General features: G+C 69.2%; 24 protein-coding genes. 14 read left to right on the top strand and 10 right to left on the bottom strand.

Going from position 1 to position 22,055, the window contains the following annotated elements:
• Positions 1-70 precede the first annotated feature (70 nt).
• The 3 genes from BLT27_RS03460 (at position 71) to BLT27_RS03450 (ending at position 1,583) form a co-directional block, all read left to right on the top strand.
• Positions 71-643 (top strand): peroxidase-related enzyme, encoded by a 573-nt coding sequence (locus BLT27_RS03460; protein WP_089731641.1) that lies wholly within the window; start codon positions 71-73, stop codon positions 641-643.
• A 172-nt stretch (positions 644-815) separates the two neighbouring features.
• Positions 816-1,295: an Lrp/AsnC family transcriptional regulator gene (locus tag BLT27_RS03455; RefSeq protein ID WP_175526369.1), complete on the top strand. Its 480-nt coding sequence runs from the start codon at positions 816-818 to the stop codon at positions 1,293-1,295.
• Between the two features lie 87 nt (positions 1,296-1,382).
• Entirely contained in the window at positions 1,383-1,583 is a 201-nt protein-coding gene (locus BLT27_RS03450; protein WP_089731639.1) for a heavy-metal-associated domain-containing protein, read from the top strand.
• Positions 1,584-1,923: 340 nt separating this feature from the next.
• Here BLT27_RS03450 and BLT27_RS03445 read toward each other — a convergent pair whose 3' ends face one another.
• The gene (locus BLT27_RS03445) at positions 1,924-2,994 is read right to left on the bottom strand and encodes a succinylglutamate desuccinylase/aspartoacylase family protein (protein ID WP_089731638.1); all 1,071 of its coding nucleotides are present in this window, start codon (positions 2,992-2,994) and stop codon (positions 1,924-1,926) included.
• Positions 2,995-3,101: 107 nt separating this feature from the next.
• Between BLT27_RS03445 and BLT27_RS03440 the strand changes: the two genes are divergently transcribed.
• Positions 3,102-3,506, top strand: coding sequence for a plastocyanin/azurin family copper-binding protein (locus BLT27_RS03440; protein ID WP_089731637.1), 405 nt, complete (start codon positions 3,102-3,104; stop codon positions 3,504-3,506).
• Here the strand turns inward: BLT27_RS03440 and BLT27_RS20365 are convergent, their stop codons facing one another.
• Both BLT27_RS20365 and BLT27_RS03435 read right to left on the bottom strand, forming a co-directional pair.
• On the bottom strand, positions 3,507-3,629 hold the full coding sequence (locus BLT27_RS20365; RefSeq protein ID WP_281241448.1) for a hypothetical protein: 123 nt from the start codon (positions 3,627-3,629) through the stop codon (positions 3,507-3,509).
• Positions 3,630-3,679: 50 nt separating this feature from the next.
• Positions 3,680-4,792 carry a mechanosensitive ion channel family protein gene (locus BLT27_RS03435; protein WP_089731636.1) on the bottom strand — a complete coding sequence of 371 codons (1,113 nt, stop codon included), beginning with the start codon at positions 4,790-4,792 and terminating at the stop codon, positions 3,680-3,682.
• An 88-nt stretch (positions 4,793-4,880) separates the two neighbouring features.
• Between BLT27_RS03435 and BLT27_RS03430 the strand changes: the two genes are divergently transcribed.
• The 5 genes from BLT27_RS03430 (at position 4,881) to BLT27_RS03410 (ending at position 9,098) form a co-directional block, all read left to right on the top strand.
• Complete coding sequence (locus tag BLT27_RS03430; RefSeq protein WP_089731635.1) at positions 4,881-5,369, top strand: metal-dependent hydrolase; 489 nt, start codon at positions 4,881-4,883, stop codon at positions 5,367-5,369.
• A gap of 73 nt (positions 5,370-5,442) precedes the next feature.
• Entirely contained in the window at positions 5,443-7,215 is a 1,773-nt protein-coding gene (locus BLT27_RS03425; RefSeq protein ID WP_175526367.1) for an acyl-CoA dehydrogenase family protein, read from the top strand.
• Between the two features lie 169 nt (positions 7,216-7,384).
• Positions 7,385-7,579 (top strand): cold-shock protein, encoded by a 195-nt coding sequence (locus BLT27_RS03420; RefSeq protein WP_089731634.1) that lies wholly within the window; start codon positions 7,385-7,387, stop codon positions 7,577-7,579.
• A gap of 135 nt (positions 7,580-7,714) precedes the next feature.
• The gene (locus BLT27_RS03415; RefSeq protein WP_089731633.1) at positions 7,715-8,323 is read left to right on the top strand and encodes a class I SAM-dependent methyltransferase; all 609 of its coding nucleotides are present in this window, start codon (positions 7,715-7,717) and stop codon (positions 8,321-8,323) included.
• A gap of 52 nt (positions 8,324-8,375) precedes the next feature.
• Positions 8,376-9,098 carry a preprotein translocase subunit SecD family protein gene (locus BLT27_RS03410; protein WP_089731632.1) on the top strand — a complete coding sequence of 241 codons (723 nt, stop codon included), beginning with the start codon at positions 8,376-8,378 and terminating at the stop codon, positions 9,096-9,098.
• Here the strand turns inward: BLT27_RS03410 and BLT27_RS19620 are convergent, their stop codons facing one another.
• Entirely contained in the window at positions 9,099-9,272 is a 174-nt protein-coding gene (locus BLT27_RS19620) for a hypothetical protein (RefSeq protein ID WP_175526366.1), read from the bottom strand. It lies immediately after the preceding gene.
• Between the two features lie 116 nt (positions 9,273-9,388).
• Between BLT27_RS19620 and BLT27_RS03405 the strand changes: the two genes are divergently transcribed.
• Positions 9,389-10,060 carry a class I SAM-dependent methyltransferase gene (locus tag BLT27_RS03405; protein WP_175526365.1) on the top strand — a complete coding sequence of 224 codons (672 nt, stop codon included), beginning with the start codon at positions 9,389-9,391 and terminating at the stop codon, positions 10,058-10,060.
• 15 nt (positions 10,061-10,075) lie between these two features.
• Here the strand turns inward: BLT27_RS03405 and rbcL are convergent, their stop codons facing one another.
• The 3 genes from rbcL to BLT27_RS03390 all read right to left on the bottom strand — a co-directional run bounded on the left by rbcL (position 10,076) and on the right by BLT27_RS03390 (position 13,233).
• Complete coding sequence (gene rbcL / locus BLT27_RS03400) at positions 10,076-11,344, bottom strand: type III ribulose-bisphosphate carboxylase (protein WP_089731630.1); 1,269 nt, start codon at positions 11,342-11,344, stop codon at positions 10,076-10,078.
• Positions 11,345-11,440: 96 nt separating this feature from the next.
• Positions 11,441-12,223, bottom strand: a complete 783-nt coding sequence (locus BLT27_RS03395; RefSeq protein WP_089731629.1) for an HAD-IIA family hydrolase — start codon at positions 12,221-12,223, stop codon at positions 11,441-11,443.
• Positions 12,224-12,246: 23 nt separating this feature from the next.
• Positions 12,247-13,233, bottom strand: a complete 987-nt coding sequence (locus BLT27_RS03390) for a Gfo/Idh/MocA family protein (RefSeq protein WP_089731628.1) — start codon at positions 13,231-13,233, stop codon at positions 12,247-12,249.
• Between the two features lie 180 nt (positions 13,234-13,413).
• Between BLT27_RS03390 and BLT27_RS03385 the strand changes: the two genes are divergently transcribed.
• The 4 genes from BLT27_RS03385 (at position 13,414) to BLT27_RS03370 (ending at position 19,445) form a co-directional block, all read left to right on the top strand.
• Complete coding sequence (locus BLT27_RS03385; RefSeq protein WP_175526364.1) at positions 13,414-14,427, top strand: prolipoprotein diacylglyceryl transferase; 1,014 nt, start codon at positions 13,414-13,416, stop codon at positions 14,425-14,427.
• Positions 14,428-14,478: 51 nt separating this feature from the next.
• On the top strand, positions 14,479-15,519 hold the full coding sequence (locus BLT27_RS03380) for a hypothetical protein (protein ID WP_089731626.1): 1,041 nt from the start codon (positions 14,479-14,481) through the stop codon (positions 15,517-15,519).
• An 88-nt stretch (positions 15,520-15,607) separates the two neighbouring features.
• Complete coding sequence (locus tag BLT27_RS03375; protein WP_139172238.1) at positions 15,608-17,344, top strand: hypothetical protein; 1,737 nt, start codon at positions 15,608-15,610, stop codon at positions 17,342-17,344.
• A 76-nt stretch (positions 17,345-17,420) separates the two neighbouring features.
• Positions 17,421-19,445, top strand: coding sequence for an ICP22 family protein (locus BLT27_RS03370; protein ID WP_089731624.1), 2,025 nt, complete (start codon positions 17,421-17,423; stop codon positions 19,443-19,445).
• A gap of 21 nt (positions 19,446-19,466) precedes the next feature.
• On the opposite strand, the gene sucD is transcribed toward BLT27_RS03370, so the two are convergent.
• From sucD to BLT27_RS03355, 3 genes are all read right to left on the bottom strand, one after another.
• A complete protein-coding gene (sucD, locus tag BLT27_RS03365) occupies positions 19,467-20,336 on the bottom strand; it encodes a succinate--CoA ligase subunit alpha (protein WP_089731623.1) in 870 nt (289 codons plus the stop codon).
• The gene (gene sucC / locus BLT27_RS03360) at positions 20,333-21,481 is read right to left on the bottom strand and encodes an ADP-forming succinate--CoA ligase subunit beta (RefSeq protein WP_089731622.1); all 1,149 of its coding nucleotides are present in this window, start codon (positions 21,479-21,481) and stop codon (positions 20,333-20,335) included. Before sucC ends, sucD begins: the two co-directional genes overlap by 4 nt.
• A gap of 87 nt (positions 21,482-21,568) precedes the next feature.
• Entirely contained in the window at positions 21,569-22,048 is a 480-nt protein-coding gene (locus BLT27_RS03355) for a cupin domain-containing protein (RefSeq protein WP_089731621.1), read from the bottom strand.
• Positions 22,049-22,055 lie beyond the last annotated feature (7 nt).

Here is a 22,055-nt window from a genome sequence, read left to right as displayed (position 1 = left end):
CCGTGACAAAGAGTGCCGTGGTGTCCCGAACGACGATGGTTTGATTGTCCCGGTCGCCGTCGTCGCGCGTATGAGCGACGGCACCCCCGCGATGACGCGATTCCCGGTCCCCGACGTCGACGAACTTCCCGACGACCTGCGCGAGCGCATCGACGAGGAGGAAGAACGCGCCGGCTTCGTCCCCAACGTCTTCCTCGCGTACGGCTACAAGCCCTCGCACTTCCGGGCCTTCTTCGACTACTACGACGCGCTCGTCGAGGACACCGCGCTCGAGCGCGAGGAGGTCGAGATGATCGTCGTCGCGGTCAGCGGTGCGAACGACTGCTACTACTGCAACGTCGCTCACGGGGCGCTCGTCCGCATCTACGCGGACGACCCGCACCTCGCCGACCAGCTCGTCTCCAACCACCGCATCGCGGACCTCAACGACGCCCACCGCGCCATGCTCGACCTCGCCGTGAAGCTGACCGAACGGCCGGCCGAGGTCGACGAGGCCGACTTCGAGCGCCTCCGCGAGCACGGCTTCTCCCGGGAGGCCATCTGGGACGTCGGGAGCGTCGCCGCGTTCTTCAACCTCTCGAACAGGATGGCTCATCTCGCCGACATGCGACCGAACGCGGAGTTCCACACGCTGGGGCGGTAGTCCACCCGCACTCCCGCCCCGCCGTACTGGACGGACAACCGAACCCGAGAGACGTCTCGGACAGGGTTTCCGGACCGAGCGCTGACCTGCCCCAGGTTCGGTTAAATTTACTAAGGTGAAAATCTCAAACTATGTCGAAAAGTGTATGGTGGATAATAGACCACAGTCTGACATGCGCCAGCTGGACGACACCGACCTACAGATCCTCCGCCTGCTCCTCGAGGACGCGAGCAGGACGTACAGCGACATCGCGGAGATCGTCGACGTGTCCCCGCCGACGGTCTCCGACAGAATCGACCGCCTGCGCGAGATGGGCGTCATCCGCCGCTTCACCATCGACGTGGACAGCTCGAAGCTCAACGACGGCGTCTCCGTGCTCGTCGAGGCCGAGCTCTCGCCGACAGTCGACACGGACGTCGTCGACCGCTTCGCCGCGCTCGAGGACGTGGAACACGCGTTCCTCACCGCCGACTCGCGAGTGTTCATCGACGCGAACGTGCCCAAGGGAGACGTTCGCGAACTCCTCGCGGGCGGGGTCGACCTCGACCTGGTCGAGCGCTTCGACGTGAGCCTGCTCGTCCAGTCGGAGTGGCGACCGAAGGTCAAAGACAGCGACACCGACGCCGAGCTCGAACAGACCGTCCGGCAGTGACCGGCCGGTCCGCAGCGCCGACGTACCGCCGTCGACGGGAGGGGGTCCGACCAAAACTGTTCTATGCCCGGGTGACGACACACCGCTATGGCGACGCGAATCCGCGTTCGTGGAATGACGTACGAGACCCACGCTGAGGTCGTCGAAAAGGCGATTCGGATGGCCGACGGTGTGGACGGCGTCGAGACGGACGTCGACGAGTCCACGGCGACCGTCGAGGGCGATACCGCCGTCGACGAACTCGTCGAGAAGATAGAGATGGCCGGGTACGACGCGGAACCGCTCTGAGGCGTGACCTCGTTCTGGGCTCGCCGCTCGTGTCGAGCGACTGCTCGGGACGGGCGTACCCCGTCGCCGGGTCGAACGCGTGCTGTTCTGATTGATGTCCCCCGAAAGTGGAAGCTGTTCGGGCTCCCGAGACGCTCGGTGACCTCGCTCGCTGGCGCTCACTCGGCCTCGCCGTCAACATTCACTCGCCGCCTTGCTCCGCGGGTCGCTGCGCTCCCCGCTCCGCCTCGAGGCCTCGCTCGCTGGCGCTCACTCGGCCTCGCCGTCAACATTCACTCGCCGCCTTGCTCCGCGGGTCGCTGCGCTCCCCGCTCCGCCTCGAGGCCTCGCTCGCTGGCGCTCACTCGGCCTCGCCGTCCCCCGACCACCGCAACCCATCCGCCCGATAGCCGCCGGCGTCGCCCCGTTCGATCTCGTTCTCGACGGCCCGTGTCGTCTCCCCGTCGAGACGCACCAGATGACAGAGGGGGTGGCCGGGCTGGGCCAGCGGGTTCTCGAGGATGCCGACGATGAGACCGGTGAAGGGAGCCGTGACGACGCGCTCCTCGGTCCGGAAGTGGTCCGAGACGGTACAGATGGTGTCGCCCTCGTGGACCAGCGGGTACGGTCCCCACTCCATGTCGACGAGACCGCCGGAATCCGCCCGCAACCACGTCTTCTCCGCGGCGGAGTCGATGACCTTCCGCCAGCCCGGCCAGGTGACCGGCTGGTCCGGGCGGACGCCGTACTCCGCGAGGACGCTCTCGACGCCCTCCAGCGCGCGGTCGATGAGCGGCCGCTGGAAGCGGTGGGCCTTCCCCATCTCGACGGTGATGGTGGGGGTGCCCGCGGCGGTCGCGACGCTGCGGAGCATGCCAGACTCCGACTCGCCCGAGAGGACGACGTTCGCGCCGAAGGCGCGGGCGAGCCGCGACACGGTCTCGTTTCCCATGTCGGCGCGCACGTGGTACATCGTCGTCCGGTTGCGTGTCGAGGTGTGGAAGTCGACGCCGAGGTCGCACTGCGAGACGAAGGTCCGATAGATGGCACTGGCCATCCGTTCCGCCGTGTTCGAGTGGCTCTTGCCCGGGAACGACCGGTTCAGGTCCTGGTCGTAGATGGGGATGTAGCGCTGCTGGGCGAGGAACCCGGGGACGTTGAGCACGTGGAGACAGACGAGCGTGCCGTGGATATCCGCGGGGTCGTACCGGTCGGCGACCTCCTGGACGACCTTCACGCCGTTGAGCTCGTCCCCGTGGATGGCCGCCGAGAAGAACACGCGCGGCCCGTCGCGGGTGCCGTTGACGACGGTGACGGGTATCTCGACGGGGTCACCGAGATACGTCTCGCCCACCTCGTGTTTGAAGTGCCGTTTCTCCCCGGGCGAGACCTCGGCGTCGAACCGGAACGGTCGCGGACCACGGTCCGGCATACCTATCAGTTCACTGGCCACTGGCAAGAAAATACAGGGTCGGAATGGCCGTGCACTGAGCCGGATTACCAGCCTTTTTGCTCCTGAGGTGGTAACTTCAAACCGCTATGGAACATAGTCGAGTCTCTCGACGGAGACTACTCGGTGTCGGTGCATCAACCCTCGCTGTCTCCCTCGCGGGCTGTATGGGCGGTGACGGCGACGGTGGCGACGATATCCCCGAGAACACGGTGCTGGTCGGTCCGGACAACCAGCTCGTCTTCGAGCCGGACAGTCTCACTGTCTCCCCCGGCACGGAGGTCACCTGGGAGTGGGAGAGCGACACGCACAACATCGTCGTCGAGAACCAGCCAGAGGATGCGAGCTGGGAGGGCACCGAGGGCGACAGCAACAACCTGTTCGACACGGGCTACGTCTACAGCTACACGTTCGAGACCCCGGGCACGTACGAGTACTACTGCGCGCCGCACCGCCAGCAGGGCATGGCCGGCGAGATCATCGTCGAGGAGTAGTCAGATCTCGATTCGGTTCAGCCAGACCAGTACGCCGTAGAACAGGATGCCGACGGCGAACACGGTCGCCGGGATGAGGAACGCGCCGAACGTGTCGTAGAGGACGCCGACGAAACTCGACATATCCATCCCGACGCCCCGGATCCACTTCTACGCTGTCCCTCCCAGGTTGGTCAGTCGTCGTCGGATTCGGCGGTCGCGAGACCGTCGGCGTCCGCGATGACACGTCGGTCCGACTCGTCGAGCGAGAGCGTCACGTCGCGCTTCGGGAACGGCATCTCTATCTCCGCCTCGAGCAGTTGCTTGTAGATGGCCCGGTTGAGCCTGTGACGTGTCTTCTGCTCGCGGCTCGGGCTCGACACCCAGCAGAGCAGCTCGTACTCCAGCCCGGAGTCGCCGAAGTCGCGGAAGCGCATCCGGGGCTTCGGGGAGTCCTTCACGAGCGACTCCGCCTCGGACACCGCGACGACCAGCTCCTCGAACTCGTCGAGGTCGGTGCCGTAACCGACACTGAGCGGGACGCGGATGCGCTTCCGTCGCTGCGGCGCGGACTCGTTGATGATGCGCGCCGAGTTCAGGACGGAGTTAGGCACCGTCACCATGACCTCGTCGCGGGTGAGCAGCGTGGTCGACCGGATACCGACGCGGACGACGGTGCCGGCGTCGCCGGTGTCCAGCACCACGTAGTCGCCGATCTTGTACGTGTCGTCGAAGTAGAGCGCGAGGCCGCCGAAGAAGTTCGCGACGGTGTCCTTCGCGGCGAAGCCGATGGCGATGCCGGCGACCCCGGCCGCGCCGAGCAGGGGGGTGATCTCGATGTTCCAGATGGTGAGCAGCAGGAACGCCGACCCGACGAGGACGACCAGGGTCCAGACGTTCGAGAAGACGGGCGCGAAGTCGTAGTGGCCGCCCTCGCCCTTCACCTCCTCGACGGCGCGGTTGACGATGTTGTTCAGCGCCCGTGCCCAGACGAGGACGATGACGGAGGCGGACGGCTGGCCGAAGAAGTCCGTGAGCTGCTGGGGCTCGAAGACGCCGGTGTCGACCGCACCTGGCCCCGTCAGCAACCAGACCCCGCCCAGAACCGCCGAGACGACGATGGGGATGCGAAGCTCCCCGACGACGATGTTGTCCACCGTGCTCTCGGTCCCGCTGACGAACCGCATGGCTGCCTTGAGCACCACGAACTCCAGGACGACGGCACAGACCAACGAGAGGCCGAGGACGAGCGCGGTCCGCTGGAGCGGCGGGTACCCCGCGAGGAGGTCCGTAATCTGGTCGAGCATACACCACGTACAACAGTAAGCCGCTTCTACGTTCCGCTCGCCCTGGCAGCGAAACGTTGGAGGGGCCACACTCCGAAGTCGGGCGTAGATGTACCGGACCGGACACTACGGCGTCTCGCTGCTGCTGTATGCACCCGTCGGGTTCGCGCTGTTGGTCGCGGGCTACCCCGCCGTCTGCCTGCTGGGTGGCGCGGCGATGCTCGCGCTCGCGCCACTGCCGGACTACGACCTGCGCGTCCCGTTCGTCGAACACCGGGGCCCGACGCACACGCTGGCGTTCGCACTCCTCGTCGGTGGAGTCCTCGGTGGCGCGAGCTACGCCTCGGCTCCGACACTCGGCCTCGACCCGCGGGTCGCCGGGCTGGCAGGTGTGGTCGTCGGCACCTACGGCATCGTCGCCCACCTCGTCGGTGACGTGCTGACGCCCGCCGGCATCGCGCCGTTCTGGCCGGTCTCCTCGCGGAACTACTCGCTCTCGGTGACTCGCGCCGACAGCACGGTCGCGAACACCGCCTTGCTCGCGCTGGGCGTCGTCCTCACTGTCGTCGCGGCTATCGTGGGCGGTCGGGTCGGTTGAGTCCGAACTCCCGCACTGTTTCCGGCCGTTTATTCTACCCGGTTTTTTGCCCTCTGCCGTGGGAACTGTGATCATGGATCCCATCGACTACGGCCGGTTCGAGGCCGGCCGTCACGTGAACTACTTCGACCTCGACCGGACGTTCCGCCGGGAGGTCGCTCGCGTGCTCGACGAGGCGGAGCACGAGTGGGCCGAACCGCGGCTCCGCGAGTTCGGTGAGGCGGTGGGCCACACCGTCGCGGACAACGCCGACACGGTCGACGACCACGGCCCCGAACTCCACACCTACGACGCACACGGGAACGTCCAGAACGAGGTCGAGTACCACCCGGCGCAGTACGAGAACGAGCGCATCGCCTACGGCGCGGGCATCGTCGCGGACGCCTTCGAGGCACCGCCGGGCCGCGACGGGGCGATGCCGCTGACACACCACCTCGCGATGGAGTACCTGCTCTCGTACGCCGACCCGGGGTTCACCTGCCCGGTGTCGATGACCGGCGGAGTCGCCCTCGTGCTCGACAAGTACGGCGAGGGCGACGTTCTCGACTCGTACTACGAGCGCCTCGTCGCGCGCGACGGCGACGAGAACGTCGAGGGAGCGATGTTCCTCACCGAGGAACAGGGCGGCAGCGACGTCGGCGCGAACGAGACGGTCGCGGAGCACGTCGCGGGCCGGGAGTACGAGCTCACCGGCGAGAAATGGTTCTGCTCGAACATCGACGCCGAGGGGACGCTCGCGCTCGCACGGACGCCCGACGCGCCCGACGGCACGAAGGGACTCTCGCTGTTCCTCGTCCCACACACGAAGGGCGACGCCGACGAGACCGACGAGCTGAACGACCAGCGCTACCGCCGGCTGAAGGACAAGCTCGGCACCATCTCCGTACCGACGGGCGAGGTCGAACTGCAGGGGGCGACGGGCTACCTCGTCGGCGAGGAGGAGCGCGGGTTCAAATACATGACCGACATGCTGAACCTCGAACGCCTCTCGAACGCCACCGCCTCGGTCGCCATCATGGGCCGCTGTCTGCTGGAGGCGAAGGTCCACGCGGCCAACCGGGAGGCGTTCGGCTCTCCCATCCAGGAGTACCCGCTGATGAAGCGGGACCTCGTCGACATGGCGGTCGACCACGAAGCCGCGACGGCGTACACGTTCGACGCCGGCCGGGTGCTCGCCGAGCGCGAGGCCGGTGACGACGAGGCCTACCGGCTGATGCGCGCGCTGGTTCCCGTCGCCAAGTACCGCACGGCCCGGCTGGCCGTCGACACGGCCTCCTACGCGATGGAGGTACTCGGCGGGAACGGCTACGTGAACGACTTCGTCACCCACCGGATGCTCCGGGACGCGCAGGTGCTCCCCATCTGGGAGGGCACGTCGAACATCCTCTCGCTCGACCTCCTCCGCGGGCTGGAGTCCGAGGACGCCCACGAGCCGCTGCTCGCCGAGATTCGGGCGAACCTCGACGCCGTCGAACATCCCGCGCTCGCGGAGACGAAGACCGCCGTCGAGGCGGCCAACGCCGACCTCGGTACTGCGATGGCGACGCTCGCGACCGAGGACGGCGACTACGCCCAGCTCCAGGCGAAGGAGCTCGCCGACCTCGTCTTCGACGTCTACACCGCCGCCCTGCTCTGCCGGGAGGGCCAGACCGAGATCGACGAGGCGGACGACGCCCGCACCGCGCTCGTCGCCGAGCGGTTCGTCGACCGCCACCTCCGCGAGCCGGGCGGCGACCGCGGCATCGGGGACGGTGACCGCTTCGCGCTGGAGCGGTTCGACGCCGTGGTGCGGTACGGCTCCGTGGACCCCGAGAGCCTGGTCGACGCCGCACCGGCCGACGACTGAGGCGTCCGTAGCTGCCGGGAGCGCACCTCCCAGCACCTCTCGCGTCGTCGAGAAATGATCGAACCTCCCCGAGAACCACGAATTCGAGCGCCTCGACCACGCTAACCCGTTGTCACGGGTGAGACAACACGGAACCCTTATACGTCTCCCCCGGCTCTCTACATTCGCAATGGCAAACGGCAAGGTTGACTTCTTCAACGACACTGGCGGCTACGGTTTCATCGAGACTGAGGACGCGGACGAGGACGTTTTCTTCCACATGGAGGACGTTGGCGGACCGGACCTCGAAGAGGGACAGGAGATCGAATTCGACATCGAAGACGCGCCGAAGGGCCCCCGGGCCAAGAACGTCGTCCGCTCGTAATTTCGTAAACTCTCGCAGTTGATTCTGCGACACTTCTTTCGACGCTACACCGACCAGTCGTGACTCCGCGCGTCCGGACGGCCGACGACGAGCCGTCGGCACGGCGGTTTAGTCGCTGCGGCGCCTACGGGAGGTATGCATCCGGACGCGGTCAGAGAGGCCTACGACGCCGTCGGCGAGGCCTACGGCGAGTTCCGGCGGACCGACGGCCCCGAGACCGCCCTCTTCGACGACCTGCTCGACGGGCTCGCGGTGCGGGGGCCGATACTCGACGCTGGCTGTGGCGACGGTCGACGGACGGCCGCACACATCGTCGACAGCCGCCCCGTCGTCGGGCTCGACATCTCGGCGGCGCAGCTTCGGCTCGCGGGCGACCACGTGCCCGCCGTCGACCGGGTGCAGGGGGACATGACGACACTCCCGCTCGCCGACGACAGCGTGGCGGGCGTGGTCGCCTACTACGCGGTGTTCCACGTCGACCGACAGCGCCACGGCGAGGTGTACCGGGAGTTCGCGAGGGCGACGAAGCCCGGCGGCCGGCTCCTGGCGAACGTCTCGCAGCGGCCGATGGACGGGACGCGCTCGGACTGGCTCCGTGACGGCGTCGATATGTACTGGAGCGCTCCGGGCCGCGCGAAGACGCTCTCGCTGCTCGACGACGCCGGGTTCGAGGTCGTGTGGGAGCGGACGGTGCGGGACGGTCTCGGCGAGCAGGTGACGTTCGTGCTGTGCGAGCGTCGGTGAGCCGAGCGACGACCCGTCGGTCTTATGATGTGAGGGTGGCAAACTCCGGAACATGACGCGCAGTCGCTCTCGACACATGATCGCCATAGTGGCCGCTGCACTGGTGTTCGCCGCCAGTCTGGGCGTGGTCGCCGGCGTCTCGACCACGGGGCAGGCCGGTGAGACGAACGTCACGATTCTCGCACACTACCCGACCGAGGACGGTTCCACGAACGAGACGCTGCTGACGGCCGAGGACCTCGCGTCCGTCGGGGAGCCGGAAGCCGGCACCGGCGGCGGGTACCGGATTCCGGTGACCCTGACCCAGGCGGGTGCCGAGTCGTTCACAACGACGCTCGTCGAGAACGGCTTCACTACCACCGGAGCCGGGAACTGCGAGTGGGGGCGGTCGTCGGACGACCCGGGGTACTGCCTGCTCACCGTGGTCGACGGGGAGGTGACCGCCTGGCACGCGCTCGGCCCGGCGCTGGCGGACTCCATCGAGAGCGGCGCGTTCGAGCAGGACCCACGGTTCGTGGTCACCGCGGCGAACGAGACGGCGGCCCAACGAATCGCGGCGGCGCTCCGTGAAGATGCCGGGGCGGGTACGCCAGTGACCGACGGCGATGGGGGCGGCGTGGCGACCGACACAGCGGCAGCCGCTGCGGGCACCGACGACGGGACGGCGGACACGGCCGGCGAGCAGACAGACGGCAGTTCGACCCCTGGTTTCACCGTGGTCACCGTACTCGCCGCCGTCGTCGTGGCAACGGTCCTCGGCCGCGTCCGCGCCTGATCACCGCACGCCGAGGACCGAACCGCAGCCGCGACAGACGTACACGTCGGTTCCCTCACCCTCGACGGCGTAGCTCTCGGGGTCGAGCTTCGGCACCTCGGGTACCGTCTCCACGTCGCCGTGGTCGAGGTCGCCGCAGTTCTCGCAGGTCAGTGGGTCGCTCTCGATTCGCATACCGGCACGTCGATGGCTGTGGGCAAGTAGCCACCTCGGACGTGCGGTGGCGTCGCACACGGGAACAACTCACGTGCGGGGAAACTCACTTTGCGCGTGCCACCGGTCGAACGAACGTGACATCCGACGACGACGGGCTCGCCCAGCGAGAGCTGGTGCGCCGCGGCTACGACGAACTCGCCGAGACCTACGCCGCCGAGCGCGAGGGGAACGAGAACGACGCACTGCTCGACCGACTTCGGAGCGACGCGCCGCCGGGGCGGGTCCTCGACGCCGGCTGTGGCGACGGCACGAGCGCCCTGTCGCCCCTGGCTGGCGAACGTCCCGTTGCGGGCCTGGACTTCTCACGGGAACAGGCGACCCGGGCCAACGAGGTCGCGCCCGGGCGGGTCGTCCAGGGCGACATGACCGCACTGCCGTTCGCCGACGGCACGTTCGCGGCCGTCGGCGCGTTCTACTCCATCATCCACGTCCCCGCAGGAGAGACACCCACCGTGTACGAGGAGTTCGCCAGGGTGCTGTCTCCAGGCGGTGTCGCGCTCGTCACCACCGGGACGGAGGGCTGGGCCGGCCGGAACGACGACTGGCTGGCGGGCGGCGCGCCGATGGAGTGGGACATCCTCGGTCTCGACCGCAGCACCGGCCTCCTCGAGGCCGCCGGCTTCACGGTGTACGAGACCGTCGGCGTCGTCGACGGCCTGGGCCAGGACGGGAAGACGAGCCGCCTCGTCGCCGCGGATTCCGACGAGGCGGAGAAGCTGTTCATCTTCGCCCGACTGGAGTCCTGAAACGACCTCCAGAGCTCACCGCGGCGTCTCCGCACCCCACTTGTCGAGCGCGGCCGCCAGCTCCGGGTTGCCGGCGTCCGCGTGGTCCCGCAGCGGGACTCCCTGCATCGACGCCTCGACGGACTGTCGGAGCGCACGGGCTCCGGCCTCGGTACCGTCGGGGTGGCCGTGGATGCCGCCGCCGGCCTGGATGGCGATGTCCGTCCCGAGAGCGTCGATGAGGGCGTCGATGACACCCGGGTGGAGCCCGCCGGAGGCGACCGGTAGCACGTCGGTCGTGCCGTAGAGGTCGGACTTCAGCCAGGCGTTGATGCCGGGGGTGTCCTCGTTCTCCAGTTTGCCGAGACCGGCGGTGCCGGTGTGGATGTGGTCGACGCCGCAGAGCCGGGCGACCTGTGCGAGCGTGCGCATCGAGACGCCGTGGTGGTCCATCCGGTCGAAGGCGGCGTGCATCGCGCGGTGGGCGTGGATGGCGAGGTCGTGTTTCTCTGCCACATCCCGTACCGTCTGGACGGCAGACCAGCCCGCGGTGACGACGTCGACCATGATGAAGCCGCCGCCCTGGTCGGCGACGAACTCGGCGCGGCGGACCATCTCGTCGGTCTCGGCGGTGATGTTCACGAGGTAGTCCTTCTTCTCGCCGGTCTCCTCGGTGAGCTCCCGGGCGACCGAGAGCGAGCGCTCGACTCGGTCCTCGAACGGGTTGAAGTACTGGTCGGTGAGGTTCTCGTCGTCCTTCAGCAGGTCGACGCCGCCGCGCCAGGCCTGCTCGGCGATGTCGACGTGGGCGTCCGTCGAGAGCCCGACCTTCGGTTTCGGGACGGTCGCGAGGACGGGTCGGTCGCCGGCGTCCAGCTTCTCGTGGGCCACGGCAGTCCCGAACTGCGGCCCGGGGAAGCCCTCGACGAGGGTCTCCGGCCACTTGCAGTCCTCCAGCCGGATGCTGTCGACCGCTTTCATCCCCATGATGTTGCCCGCGATGCAGGAGAGGATCTGGGCCATCGAGCCGTCCTCGAACAGGTCGGTCGGGTAGGCGACGGTGACGTTGCCGCCGGGACCGGCGTTCTCGCGGATGTCGCAGGCCACCGCCGAGAGGTCGGTGAGTTCGGCCTCGTCGACGTGGAGTGCGGCCCACGTCCCGTTCGCGGACTCGGAGGCGACCCGCGAGGCGGCAGCCTCCATCGACATGTCGCTGGCGGGTGCGATGGAGAACTCGCAGACGAGGTCCGTCCCGGTCGGTTCGTAGTCGAGGTCGAGGAAGTCGTCGTACTCGATTCCAGTCATCGGATTCCGAACTGTTTCCCGGCCAGCTATATGGTAGTTGCTATGTGTGGGTAGTTGGCACACTGACGCGGGGTGGTCCTCCACTCGCCCGTGCCGTCAGAGCAGTTCCGGGACGGCCGCCAGCGACTCGACGACGTGGTCCGGCTCCACGTCGCTCCGTGCGAGCGCCGCGCGGTCCGTGACCCCGGAGAGCACGAGGACGGTCGTCATCCCGGCGTCGGCCCCGAACGCGATGTCGGTGTCGAGACGGTCGCCGACGACCAGGCACCGCTCGGCAGGCACGCCGAGGCGGTCGAGCGCCGTCGCCCGGGTGGCGGGGTGTGGTTTCCCCAGCACGGCCTCCGGGTCGCACGCCGCGACGTCCGCGACGGCGTTGACGATGGCACCCGACCCCGGCACGTCGCGCTCGGCGGCGGGCACGACCCGGTCCGGGTCGGTGCCGACGAGTGGCACGTCACCGCCGGAGAGCGCCCAGAGCGCGTCCCGCAGGTCGTCGTAGTGGAACTCGCGGTCGACCGAGGCGACGACCACGTCGGCCGCGTCCGGGTCCGCGGTCAAGCGGAGGTCCCGCTCCCGAAACTGCTCCCGGAGGCCGTCCTCGCCGACGACGAACAGCGACGCATCGGGGTGGCGGTCGAGGAGATAGCCTGCCGTCACCTCGCCGGCGGTCAGCACCTGTGCGGCGGTCGCGTCCACGCCCGCCCCGACGAGCCGCTCGGCGTACGCGCCGGCGGTCCGCGTCGGGTTGTTCGTGACGAACAGCGGGTCGAGACCGGCGTTCCGGAGCGACCGGACCGCCCACGGGGCGTCCGGGAGCGCTCGGTCGCCGCGGAGCACCGTACCGTCGACGTCGAGTACGACGCCGTCGAAGCGGGTCATCGGTCGGACCTGGGGGCCGGAGGCTATTGAGTGGTCGCCAGGTCGACGGCCTCGCCGGTGTCTGCGCTCTCGTACAGTGCGTCGATGGCAGCCATGTTGGCGACAGCCTCGTCGGCGTCGGTCCGGGGTCGGCGGCCGGATTCGACGCAGTCGACGAAGTGGCGAACCTGCTCGGCGTACTGGTCCACCGGGTCGAACGTCTCGGTGACCTGCCGGCCGTCGACCTGGTAGGTGATGGACTGTGGCTCGCCGGCGTCGCCGGGGTTGAACGCGCCGTCGACCTCGAGCCAGCCGTTCTCGGCCTCGACGCGGTAGCGCTGCTCGGCGTGGGTGTCGAAGCTGCAGGAGAGCTGTGCGGTCGCACCCTCGTACTCGAACGTGCCGGCGAGGTGCGTGTCGACACCGCAGTCCCGGGTGTCGAGCGTTCGAGCCCGGACCCTGTCGGGTTCGCCGAGCAGCGTCCGGAGCACGCTGACGGCGTAGCAGCCGACGTCCATCAGCGCGCCGCCGGCGAGGTCGGGGTCGAGCCGGATGTCGTCCGGGCGACCGCGCAGCGGGAACTGGAAGGTCGCGAACGCGCCGCGGACGTCCTCGAGCTCGTCGGCGACGATGGCCGCGGCGCGCTCCGTCTTCGGGTGGTAGCGGTACATGAACGCCTCCATCAGCGTGATGCCGGCGTCGTCGCAGTAGTCACCGAGTGCCCGGGCCTCGTCGGCGTCGACCGCCAGTGGCTTCTCGCAGAGCACGTCGAGTCCCGCGTCGGCCGCCGCCCGCGTCCACGCGTCGTGATGGGCGTTCGGGAGCGGGACGTAGACGGCGTCGAGCGCCTCGTCGCCGAGCAGTTCCCGGTAGGAGCCGTACGAGCGGTCGATGTCCAGGTCGGCCGCGACTCCGGCCGCCCGGTCCGCAGCGCGGGAGGCGATGGCTGTCACCTCGTGACCAGCGGTCCTGATTCCCGGAATCACTGCCTTCCGTCCGATGTTCGCCGTCGAAAGTACGCCGAAACGCATAGGTCGTGCTTCAGTTCCCGTCGGTTTAACAGCTGCTGACACGGGGCGGTTTGGAGAATCAAGCCTCCAATTTAACTTTTCAAATTGGCCTGGAGGTATAGCAAAAATTTAATTGTGTGGAGTCCGAGGTTTCTACATCTCCCGATGACCGACAGTACGATGGGCTCGGGGTCGTCTCGCATGGGTGGTGACGAGGCCGACCTCGACATCGACGATCTCTTCGCGTCCTCAGGCGACGGGGGCCGCGAAGACGACCCGTCCGACGAGAGAGCGACGCCCGAGGGCACGGGCGATCGCGACGAGATCGAGGACACGACCGCAGGCGAGCTGTTCGAGCAGCTCAGCGCGGAGGTGTCGGCGGATGAAGACGACACGGCGGACGAAGCGGACCCGTTCGAAGAGCTCAGCGACGAATCTCCGGAGGAGATAATCGCCAGCGCCGACGAGGAGGTCGAGCACGTCGACGAGGTGGACGACGCCATCGCCGCCGACGACGAGCTGTTCGACACGCTCCTGCTACCCGAGCGGGAGGAGGAGGACGGCTTCCTCTGGGTCCAGACCGAGGCGGACGAGGGGTCGTCCGCGGACGACACCGGAGCCACCGACGATGCGCCGCGGTCGGACTCCGACGCGGCGGCCGAGCGCCCCGAGGCCACGGCGGCCGATGCACCCGATTCGACCGACTCGGAGCTGGACGAGGACGGCTTCTCCTTCGAACCGGACGACGAAGCGTCGTCGTCGGAGTCTCCCCCCTGGGACGACACGGGTCAGGCGACGGCGGACGAGGCCGACAAATCGAGCACCACCGACCCCGCGACGGAGGCGGCTCCGGCGGACACGGAGACGTCCGAGGCCGACGCCCCCGAAATCGACAGCGGCGCGACGCTCTCGGCGACGTTCGACGACGCGACCGTGTCCTCCGAGGACGACGAGACGACGGAACCTGAACCGTCCCCGCCTGCGGAGTCCGACGCCGAGACTGATGGCGACGAGGCCGGGACTGAAGACGACGAGGCCGACGGCGAGACTGACGGCGACGAGGCCGGGACTGAAGACGACGAGGCCGACGGCGAGACTGACGGCGACGAGGCCGACGGCGAGACTGACGGCGACGAGGCCGGGACTGAAGACGACGAGGCCGACGGTGACGGCGGCGGTATCGCGAGCAAGATCCGGTCGATTCTGTCCAGCTGAGGCGGCCGGGACTACCTTTTTCCCCCCGAGGATCGTGTGTGACAGTATCCCATGAGCCGTGACGCATCCAGGTACGTGGCGATCTGTCGAGGGCTGGGGTTGAGCGAGCGAGAGATCCGCCTGGGCGAGGACACCGAGGGACCGGTCGAGACGCTGTTCGAGCTGTCGTCGCACGAGGCCCGACACGCGCGACTGCTGGCGACACTCGCCGGCTCCGACCGCGGCGTGGACTGCCCCGGTGACGCCGACGGTGCGGTCGTGGCGGCAGCGCTCCGTGCCGTGCTTCGGGACCTCGGACGCAGCGACGCCGCAGCCGCAATCGAGGACGCGGAGGGGAGCCTGTTCGAGCGCCTCGCCGCGGTCGAACGCGCCGTACTCGACGGCAGCTACCGGGTCGTCAGGCTCGCGGACGACGACCGGTGGCGGTTCGTCGTCGTCGAGGCTCGTCGACTGGCCGGCGTCACAGAGCAGTTCGGCCAGTACGTCGAGCTGGAGGGACGGCCGACCGTCCACGCCGACCAGCCCGCCAACCGGACGCTCGACCCCGCCGACCACCTGCCACCGATCTACCGGGACAGTGGGACCGAGCTCTCGCCACCGGGCGGGGGCCCGAAGCGCGTGGTCGCAGACCGGAGCGTCGACGAGGTGCTCGACGCCATCGAGCGAGCGGCAGCCGACGCCGAGGAGCCGTCGCCGCTGGACGGGGCGACGGCGCGGCGCGCGCTCGACGCGCCACCGTCGGAGCCGGCGGGGCCACCGCTCGACGAGCCGCCGGTAGCCGCACCCGGCGAGGTCGACGAGGAGCCCATCGTGGCCCGTGGCGACGTGGCGGAGGACCCCATCGTCGCGCCGGGGCACGTCGAGGTCGCCGTCGACGCTTCCCCGACCAATGCACTCGATGCCCCCGCGGATAGGCCAGCGCTGGACGCACCGCCGGGCGAGCCCGCCGGCCCGGCGCTGGACGAGCCGCCCATCGTGGCTCGCGGCGAGGTCGACGAGGAGCCTATCGTTGCCCGCGGCGAGGTCGACGAGGAGCCCATCGCCGCCCCGGGCGAGGTGGCGGACGGCCCGGACGACGGACCGGACAGCTGAAAATGTGATTTCGTTGTAACTATCTGTCGGCCTGCTGACCGGCCGGTTGGCCGACACGCCTAAGAACGGTTGACTAGTCACTTGTGGCATGGGCAGTCCCGAGGATCTTGTTTCACACCACGTCACTGTACTCCGGCGCTGCGGCCTCTCCGACGAGGATATCTGCGAGGTGTACGGTGTCACCGACCCACCCGACGACGTGTCGGTGGGCCGAATCGTACTGGAGTCGTTGGACGGGGAGCCGACACCCAGGGATCTATACGACCAGACACATCGTGTGCTCGCTACGGCGACCCGCGGCATCGACGCCCCGCGTGACTACCCGAACCGCGTCGTTCCTCAGCAGCTGAACGCGGTCATGGGCGCGTTCGGGTTCTCCATGTACTTCCTCGACGGAAGCGGTGAGCCGCTGGACTCCGGGGCCGAACCCTCCCAGCCGTTCCGCATCGCGCTCGAGGACCCGAACGGGAACGTCCGGACGACCACCTTCGAGTACCCGGAGACCGCCCTCGGCGAGCAGAACTATCCCGCACTCGTGGCAGCCGTCCAGAGCGAACTGCTCGACGGTGTCCCGCTCACCTTCGTGATGCTGTCGGACTGGGCCGACGAGCGCTGGCGGTTCGTCCTGCTCGAGGCCGACCGTCTCGACGCGCTCGAAGAGCACTACGGCGACGGCATCGAGTGCTTCGGCGAACAGCTCCTCCACGAGCACACCCCGGCCGAGTTCGGCTCGGGGCAGGCAGTCACGGAGGCCGCCGTCGAGGCAGCCGCTGGTGTCGGGTCGGGCGAGGCAGGCGGCGACAGCGACGGCGAAATCGGCGTCGACGAATCGACCGAGGGCTGGCTCGGGAGCGGTGGTTCCGACCTCAGCGACGTCGACCTCGATGGCTCCGGCACCGACGATACGACGGCGACCGCGGACGAGCCGACCGTCGAGACCGGGCTCGAGGACATCTTCTCGACCATCGAGGAGGATGCGAACGCCGGCGGCGACGGAAGCGTCGAAATCGCGTCCACCGGCAAGACCGTCGAGGACCTTATCGGGGCGGACACCACCGGACCAGCGGACGAACCCGCCGCGGAACCGGAGCCGGAGCCTGCCACGGAACCGGAACCAGAACCCGCCGCGGAACCGGAGCCCGCCACGGAGGTAGAGCCCGAACCGGCTGTCGAACCCGAGCCTGCGACAGCCCCGGAGCCAACGGCGGGGGCTGATTCGACGCCGGCGGCCGACGAGCACGCGACGGCGGAGAGTGGCTCCGTCGACGCGGACGACGACGGCGGATTCGTCACCGCAGAGCCGGAACCAGCACGTGGGGAGACGGAGGAGCCCGCGGGGGCGGGCCCGGCGGCGGGGCCCGCCGACGAACCGGCGGACGAGGGGCCAGCCGACGCTGTGTCCGGCGCGGTCGAGCCGGAACAACCTGCGCCAGACGCCGAAACGGCAGCGGAGCCGGCAGCCGACTCGGCCCCGGACGCTGCCGGGGAATCGACGAGCGAGCCCGCCGGGGGCGAGCCAGCGGCGGCACCCGAGCAGCCGGCGGATGCACAAGCCGGTCCAGCGGAGTCCGGCACCGAGGCGGCGACGCCAGAGCAGGCGACCGCGGAGCCGGACCCAGCCGACGCCACGGCGACGGCTACCGAACCGGCGTCTCCACCGACGGCGACGGCTGCCGAATCGACCGGAGACGAACCGACGGCGACGGCCGACCCCACGTCGGCGACCGAGGACTCGACCACGGACGAGGAGGCAACGACGGCGGAGAGCGACGACTCGCCGGGCCTCGTCGGACGCATCGTCGGCGCCATCAAGGGACTCTTCTGAGCGGCCTCGGTGCGACTCCTGTCGGCCGGTCGTACCGAACGTTAATATCCGTGAGTTACGAACCGTAATCTAACGGATGACCGACCGCGACCGACGCGAGCGGCTGACCGAGTACGTCGCCGTCCTGCGCGAGTTCGGCCGCTCGGACGACGAGATACTGGCGGCCCACGACGAGGAGTCGCTGCCGGACGGGGTCTCTCTCCCCGAGTTCCTCGACCACCGGTTCGACCACGTCGAAGAGTCCACGCTCTACGAGCGACTGCACGACGCGCTCGCGACCGGTCCCGCCGGTATCGACGCCGAACGCGAGTACTGGGCGCACGCTCCGGCCCGCCAGCTCGACGATGCATGTCGCGCCCACGGCTGGCGCGTCGACCTCTCGGGCGAGGACCCCATAACCATCACCGCCGAGACGCCCGACGGGGAGCCCCGCGAGTCCAGGTTCACCTATCCTCCGTCCGACCTCGGACAGCACAACTACCCCGCGCTCGCCGCCGCTGTCGCCGAGCTGCTCGACGGGCTGACGTTCGCGCTGCTGACCGACCGCGACGGACGCTGGCGGTTCGTCTGCGTCGAGACCGGTCGCCTGGCGACGCTCCGCGAGCGGTACGGCGAGCGCGTCAGGGTGTTCCGCCGCCCCCTCCTGCGGGCGGAACAGCCCGCCGACTTCGCCGCTGCCGCCGACCGCGAGGCGCACGACCGCGGGTCCGAGCTGGCCGGCGTCGCCGGGGACGCCTTCGCGGAGTCCATGGGGACTGGCCCGCGGGTGCATCGCTCCTCGCGGCCACTGGACACCGAGATGGACGTGGACGCCGGGCCGGAGACCGTCGTCGGCGAGGGCATCGACGAGGTGTTCGAGACCATCGATGCCGACGCGGGGGCCGACCAGAGCGATGGATCTTCGGCGAACGAGCGCGTCGACGACGACGTCGAGACGTTGCTGTCGGACCTCGACGAGCCGACGCGCTCGGCTGCCGAGGACGGCGGCGAGCAGACGGTCGCCCGGAGCAACGCGGCGGAACCCGAGGACGACCGCGAGTCGGGGGCGGACGGCTCCGCCGGACTGGTCGGTGGCGGCCCCAAGACGACCGTGGTCGAGGACGGGCTGGACGAGGTGTTCGCCGGACTCGAGGAGGCGAACCCGCCGGTCCGGGAGACAGCCCCCGAACGCATGGCGACCGACGACGTGCTCGACTCCGTGGAGGCGGAACCGGGCGAGGCGGAATCGACCGACCAGGAATCGGGCGATGCGGCACCCGTCGAGGACGGGCCAGCCGAACAGGACACTGCCGACGCTGCCGAGGACGAAACCGACGAGGAGGTTGTCGACGCGCCCAGCGAGCCAGCGGACGGCCAGACGCCGGTTCTCGACCCCGACGAGCTGACCACGCCCGAACAGGACGCGGTCGCCCCGGTCGGGTCACCCGGTTCGACCGAGGCCGGGGACGAGGAGCCGGAGGCCGGCGACGAACCCGTCCCCGACGAGCCGGCCACCCGGTCTGCCGACGTGGATACGGTGGACCCTGCTGCCGAAGCGCCGGCGACCATCGCGGACGACGACGACGACACCGGCGCGGACGCCGAGGCGCTGGCTGACCTCGCGTCCGGCAGCGCGACCGAGACGCCGACCACCGAAGCCGAGACGCCGACCACCGAAGAACCCACGCCGCCCGCGACCGAAGCGCCCGGCGAGATGGACGACTCGTTCGACGACGGCGAGCCGGAGGCGTCACCGAGCATCGACGAGGTCGACCTCGGCGTCGACGAGAGCGACATCCCGGACGTCGACGGCGACGAGGAGACGAGCACGGCGGGCCCGCTGGCCGGGAGTGTCGCTCCGCATTCGTCGACAGCCACGTCAGACGAGCGCGACGGGTCGGCCACCGGCGGGCGGGCCGCCGACACCGCCGAACGGCCCGACATCTCGCCGGACGACCCCGTCGGCGCGGACCTGCTCGCCGACCCCGACGAGAGCTCGCTCGCGGACGTCGAGCACGACGACGAGTACGACGACGTCATCGTCGGGCGACTGGACGACGAGGCCGAGTCCGAACGCGGGCCGTTCGGCAGGCTGGCGGCTTGGCTGCGGAACCTGTTCTGAGAAGCGGAATCGGCCGAGAGCCTACAGGAAGCTCTCGATGTGGTCGGCGACCTCCTCGGGGGTGTCGCCGACGGGGACGCCCGCGTCGTTCAGCGCGTCGATCTTCGACTGCGCGGTGCCGGTGCCGGAGCCGGAGACGATGGCGCCGGCGTGGCCCATCCGCTTGCCCGGCGGAGCGGTGCGGCCCGCGATGAAGCCGGCGACGGGTGTGTCGACGTAGTCGTCGATGAACGTCGCGGCCTCCTCCTCGTCCTCGCCACCGATCTCACCGCACATGACGATGGCGTCGGTGTCGGGGTCGTCCTCGAACAGGCGCAGCGCGTCGACGAAGTCGGTGCCGATGATGGGGTCGCCGCCGATGCCGATGGCCGTGGTCTGGCCGATGCCGCGCTCGGTCAGGTTCGAGACGACCTGGTAGGTCAGCGTGCCCGAGCGGGAGACCAGCCCGACGTTGCCGGACTCGAAGATGTTGCCCGGCAGGATGCCCAGCTTGGCCTCGCCCGGCGTGATGATGCCCGGACAGTTCGGGCCGATGAGCCGCGTGTCGACCTCGGAGAGGCGCTTGTTCACACGGGCCATGTCCTGCGTCGGGATGCCCTCCGTGATGGCCACGGCGAGGTCGACCGGCGAGTCGAGCGCCTCGAAGATGGCGTCGGCCGCGAACGCCGGCGGGACGAACACGACGGAGGCGTCGGCGTCCTCCTCGCGCGCCGCCTGGTCGACGGTGTCGTAGACCGGAACGCCGTTGACCTCCTGTCCACCCTTGCCCGGCACCGCACCCGCGACCACGTTGGTCCCGTACTCGATCATCTGGCCGGCGTGGAACTTGCCCTCGCCGCCCGTGATGCCCTGTACAACCACTCTGGTGTCGTCGTCGACTAGTACGCTCATTGGTCCACCTCCTCGGCGTTCGCGACCGCACGCTGGACCGCGTCCTCGAGGGTCTTCTCGACCGTGACGAGGTCCTCGTTCAGAATCTCCATCCCCTCCTCCCAGTTCGTGCCCGCGAGGCGGACGACGACCGGCTTGGGGATCTCGTCGAAGCCCTCGAGGGCCTCGTTGATGCCACGGGCGACCTCGTCGCCGCGGGTGATGCCACCGAAGATGTTGAAGACGACGCTGTCGACGTTCTCGTCGGAGAACACCATGTCCAGCGCGTTGGTGACGCGCTCTGCCTTCGCGCCGCCACCGATGTCGAGGAAGTTGGCGGGCTTCCCGCCGTAGTGGTCGACGAGGTCGAGCGTCGTCATCACCAGGCCGGCACCGTTGCCGATGATACCGACGTTGCCGTCGAGACGGACGTAGTCGAAGCCGTACTCGTCGGCCTTGGCCTCGAGGTCGTCGCCGCCCGCGGCGTCCTCCTCCATCTCGGCGAGTTCGGGCTGGCGGAACAGGGCGTCCTCGTCGATGTTCATGACCGCGTCGGCCGCGACGACCTCGCGGTCGCTCGTGACCATCAGCGGGTTGATCTCGGCGTCCGCGCCGTCCCGGTCGTCCCAGAGCGTGTACAGCGTCTGGAGGACGCTGGCGACGTCGTTGGCGACGTCACGCTCGACGCCCGCCTCGTAGACGGCTCGACGCGCCTGGTAGGGATGCATCCCGAACGAGGGGTCGATGTGCTCGCGCACGATAGCGTCCGGGTCCTCCTCGGCGACCTCCTCGATGTTGACGCCACCGCGGGTCGAGACCATCGCGACGGGCTTGCCCTCGCCGCGGTCCATCGTGACGCCGACGTACAGCTCGTTCACGAAGTCGACGGCCCCCTCGACGAGGACGCGGTCGACGTGGATGCCCTTGAGGTCCATCCCGAGGATGGCGTCTGCGGCCTCGCGGGCCTCGTCGGCGTCGTCGACGAGCTTGATACCGCCCGCCTTGCCACGTCCGCCCACCTGTACCTGCGCCTTGATCGCGACCGGGTAGCCGATCTCCTCGGCCGCCGCGACGGCGTCGTCGACGTTGTCCGCGAGTGTCGACGGCGGCGTCGGGATACCGGCATCGGCGAAGACCTGCTTCGCCTGGTACTCGTGCAGTTTCATTGTTGGCTCGGTCGGTAGTTTCGCGGACCCGGAGTTAGTAGTGTCGAAACCGTCGGTCGCTTGCGTGATGCTCGCCGGTCGGGCGACTCAGTTCGGGTCCCACTCGGTGCCGCAGTCGGGACAGACGAGCACGGGCCCGTCCTCGGTCGCGTCGACCCGCATCGCGTCCCGTCCACAGCTCGGACAGCCGACTTCGCCGAGCTCTGGCGTCCAGGAGACGAGCGTCGCTCCGGCCTCACGGGGGGCGCCGAGCGCGAGCACGAGCAGGTCCTCGTCGGCGTCGTTCCGGCCACGCTGGAACTCGCCCGGACCGAACCGTATCGCCTCGCGCTCCCCGACGGCCACCTCGCTGTCGCGCGTCTCGAACGTCGCCTCGCCAGCGAGGACCACGAACACCTCCTCCTGTCGCGTGTGGGCGTGGCGCGACAGGCTCATGCGCTCGCCGGTGGAGACACGGTACCGGTTCAGCGAGAGATTCGCGGTGCCGAGAGCGTCGGAGAGCGACCGACGCGACGCCCCACCCTCCGTCTCCGTCGTCGGACTCGTATCGACCGAGAGGCGTTCCATGGCCCGA

The sequence above is a fragment of the Haloarchaeobius iranensis genome (assembly GCF_900103505.1).
Taxonomy (GTDB): Archaea; Halobacteriota; Halobacteria; order Halobacteriales; family Natrialbaceae; genus Haloarchaeobius; species Haloarchaeobius iranensis.
Note: the sequence above shows the minus strand (reverse complement) of the source record. Positions and strands in the feature narration are given on the sequence as shown.

Bases quoted from the DNA above. Each gene is read 5' to 3' on its own strand.
- BLT27_RS03425 (WP_175526367.1), top strand. From the start codon at position 5,443: ATGGATCCCATCGACTACGGCCGGTTCGAGGCCGGCCGTCACGTGAAC.
- BLT27_RS03430 (WP_089731635.1), top strand. From the start codon at position 4,881: ATGTACCGGACCGGACACTACGGCGTCTCGCTGCTGCTGTATGCACCC.
- BLT27_RS03370 (WP_089731624.1), top strand. From the start codon at position 17,421: ATGACCGACCGCGACCGACGCGAGCGGCTGACCGAGTACGTCGCCGTC.
- sucC (WP_089731622.1), bottom strand. From the start codon at position 21,481: ATGAAACTGCACGAGTACCAGGCGAAGCAGGTCTTCGCCGATGCCGGT.
- sucD (WP_089731623.1), bottom strand. From the start codon at position 20,336: ATGAGCGTACTAGTCGACGACGACACCAGAGTGGTTGTACAGGGCATC.
- BLT27_RS03415 (WP_089731633.1), top strand. From the start codon at position 7,715: ATGCATCCGGACGCGGTCAGAGAGGCCTACGACGCCGTCGGCGAGGCC.
- BLT27_RS03435 (WP_089731636.1), bottom strand. From the start codon at position 4,792: ATGCTCGACCAGATTACGGACCTCCTCGCGGGGTACCCGCCGCTCCAG.
- BLT27_RS20365 (WP_281241448.1), bottom strand. From the start codon at position 3,629: ATGTCGAGTTTCGTCGGCGTCCTCTACGACACGTTCGGCGCGTTCCTC.
- BLT27_RS03375 (WP_139172238.1), top strand. From the start codon at position 15,608: ATGGGCAGTCCCGAGGATCTTGTTTCACACCACGTCACTGTACTCCGG.
- BLT27_RS03450 (WP_089731639.1), top strand. From the start codon at position 1,383: ATGGCGACGCGAATCCGCGTTCGTGGAATGACGTACGAGACCCACGCT.
- BLT27_RS03445 (WP_089731638.1), bottom strand. From the start codon at position 2,994: ATGCCGGACCGTGGTCCGCGACCGTTCCGGTTCGACGCCGAGGTCTCG.
- BLT27_RS03385 (WP_175526364.1), top strand. From the start codon at position 13,414: ATGGGTGGTGACGAGGCCGACCTCGACATCGACGATCTCTTCGCGTCC.
- rbcL (WP_089731630.1), bottom strand. From the start codon at position 11,344: ATGACTGGAATCGAGTACGACGACTTCCTCGACCTCGACTACGAACCG.
- BLT27_RS19620 (WP_175526366.1), bottom strand. From the start codon at position 9,272: ATGCGAATCGAGAGCGACCCACTGACCTGCGAGAACTGCGGCGACCTC.
- BLT27_RS03395 (WP_089731629.1), bottom strand. From the start codon at position 12,223: ATGACCCGCTTCGACGGCGTCGTACTCGACGTCGACGGTACGGTGCTC.
- BLT27_RS03460 (WP_089731641.1), top strand. From the start codon at position 71: ATGAGCGACGGCACCCCCGCGATGACGCGATTCCCGGTCCCCGACGTC.
- BLT27_RS03440 (WP_089731637.1), top strand. From the start codon at position 3,102: ATGGAACATAGTCGAGTCTCTCGACGGAGACTACTCGGTGTCGGTGCA.
- BLT27_RS03420 (WP_089731634.1), top strand. From the start codon at position 7,385: ATGGCAAACGGCAAGGTTGACTTCTTCAACGACACTGGCGGCTACGGT.
- BLT27_RS03410 (WP_089731632.1), top strand. From the start codon at position 8,376: ATGACGCGCAGTCGCTCTCGACACATGATCGCCATAGTGGCCGCTGCA.
- BLT27_RS03390 (WP_089731628.1), bottom strand. From the start codon at position 13,233: ATGCGTTTCGGCGTACTTTCGACGGCGAACATCGGACGGAAGGCAGTG.
- BLT27_RS03455 (WP_175526369.1), top strand. From the start codon at position 816: ATGCGCCAGCTGGACGACACCGACCTACAGATCCTCCGCCTGCTCCTC.
- BLT27_RS03380 (WP_089731626.1), top strand. From the start codon at position 14,479: ATGAGCCGTGACGCATCCAGGTACGTGGCGATCTGTCGAGGGCTGGGG.
- BLT27_RS03355 (WP_089731621.1), bottom strand. From the start codon at position 22,048: ATGGAACGCCTCTCGGTCGATACGAGTCCGACGACGGAGACGGAGGGT.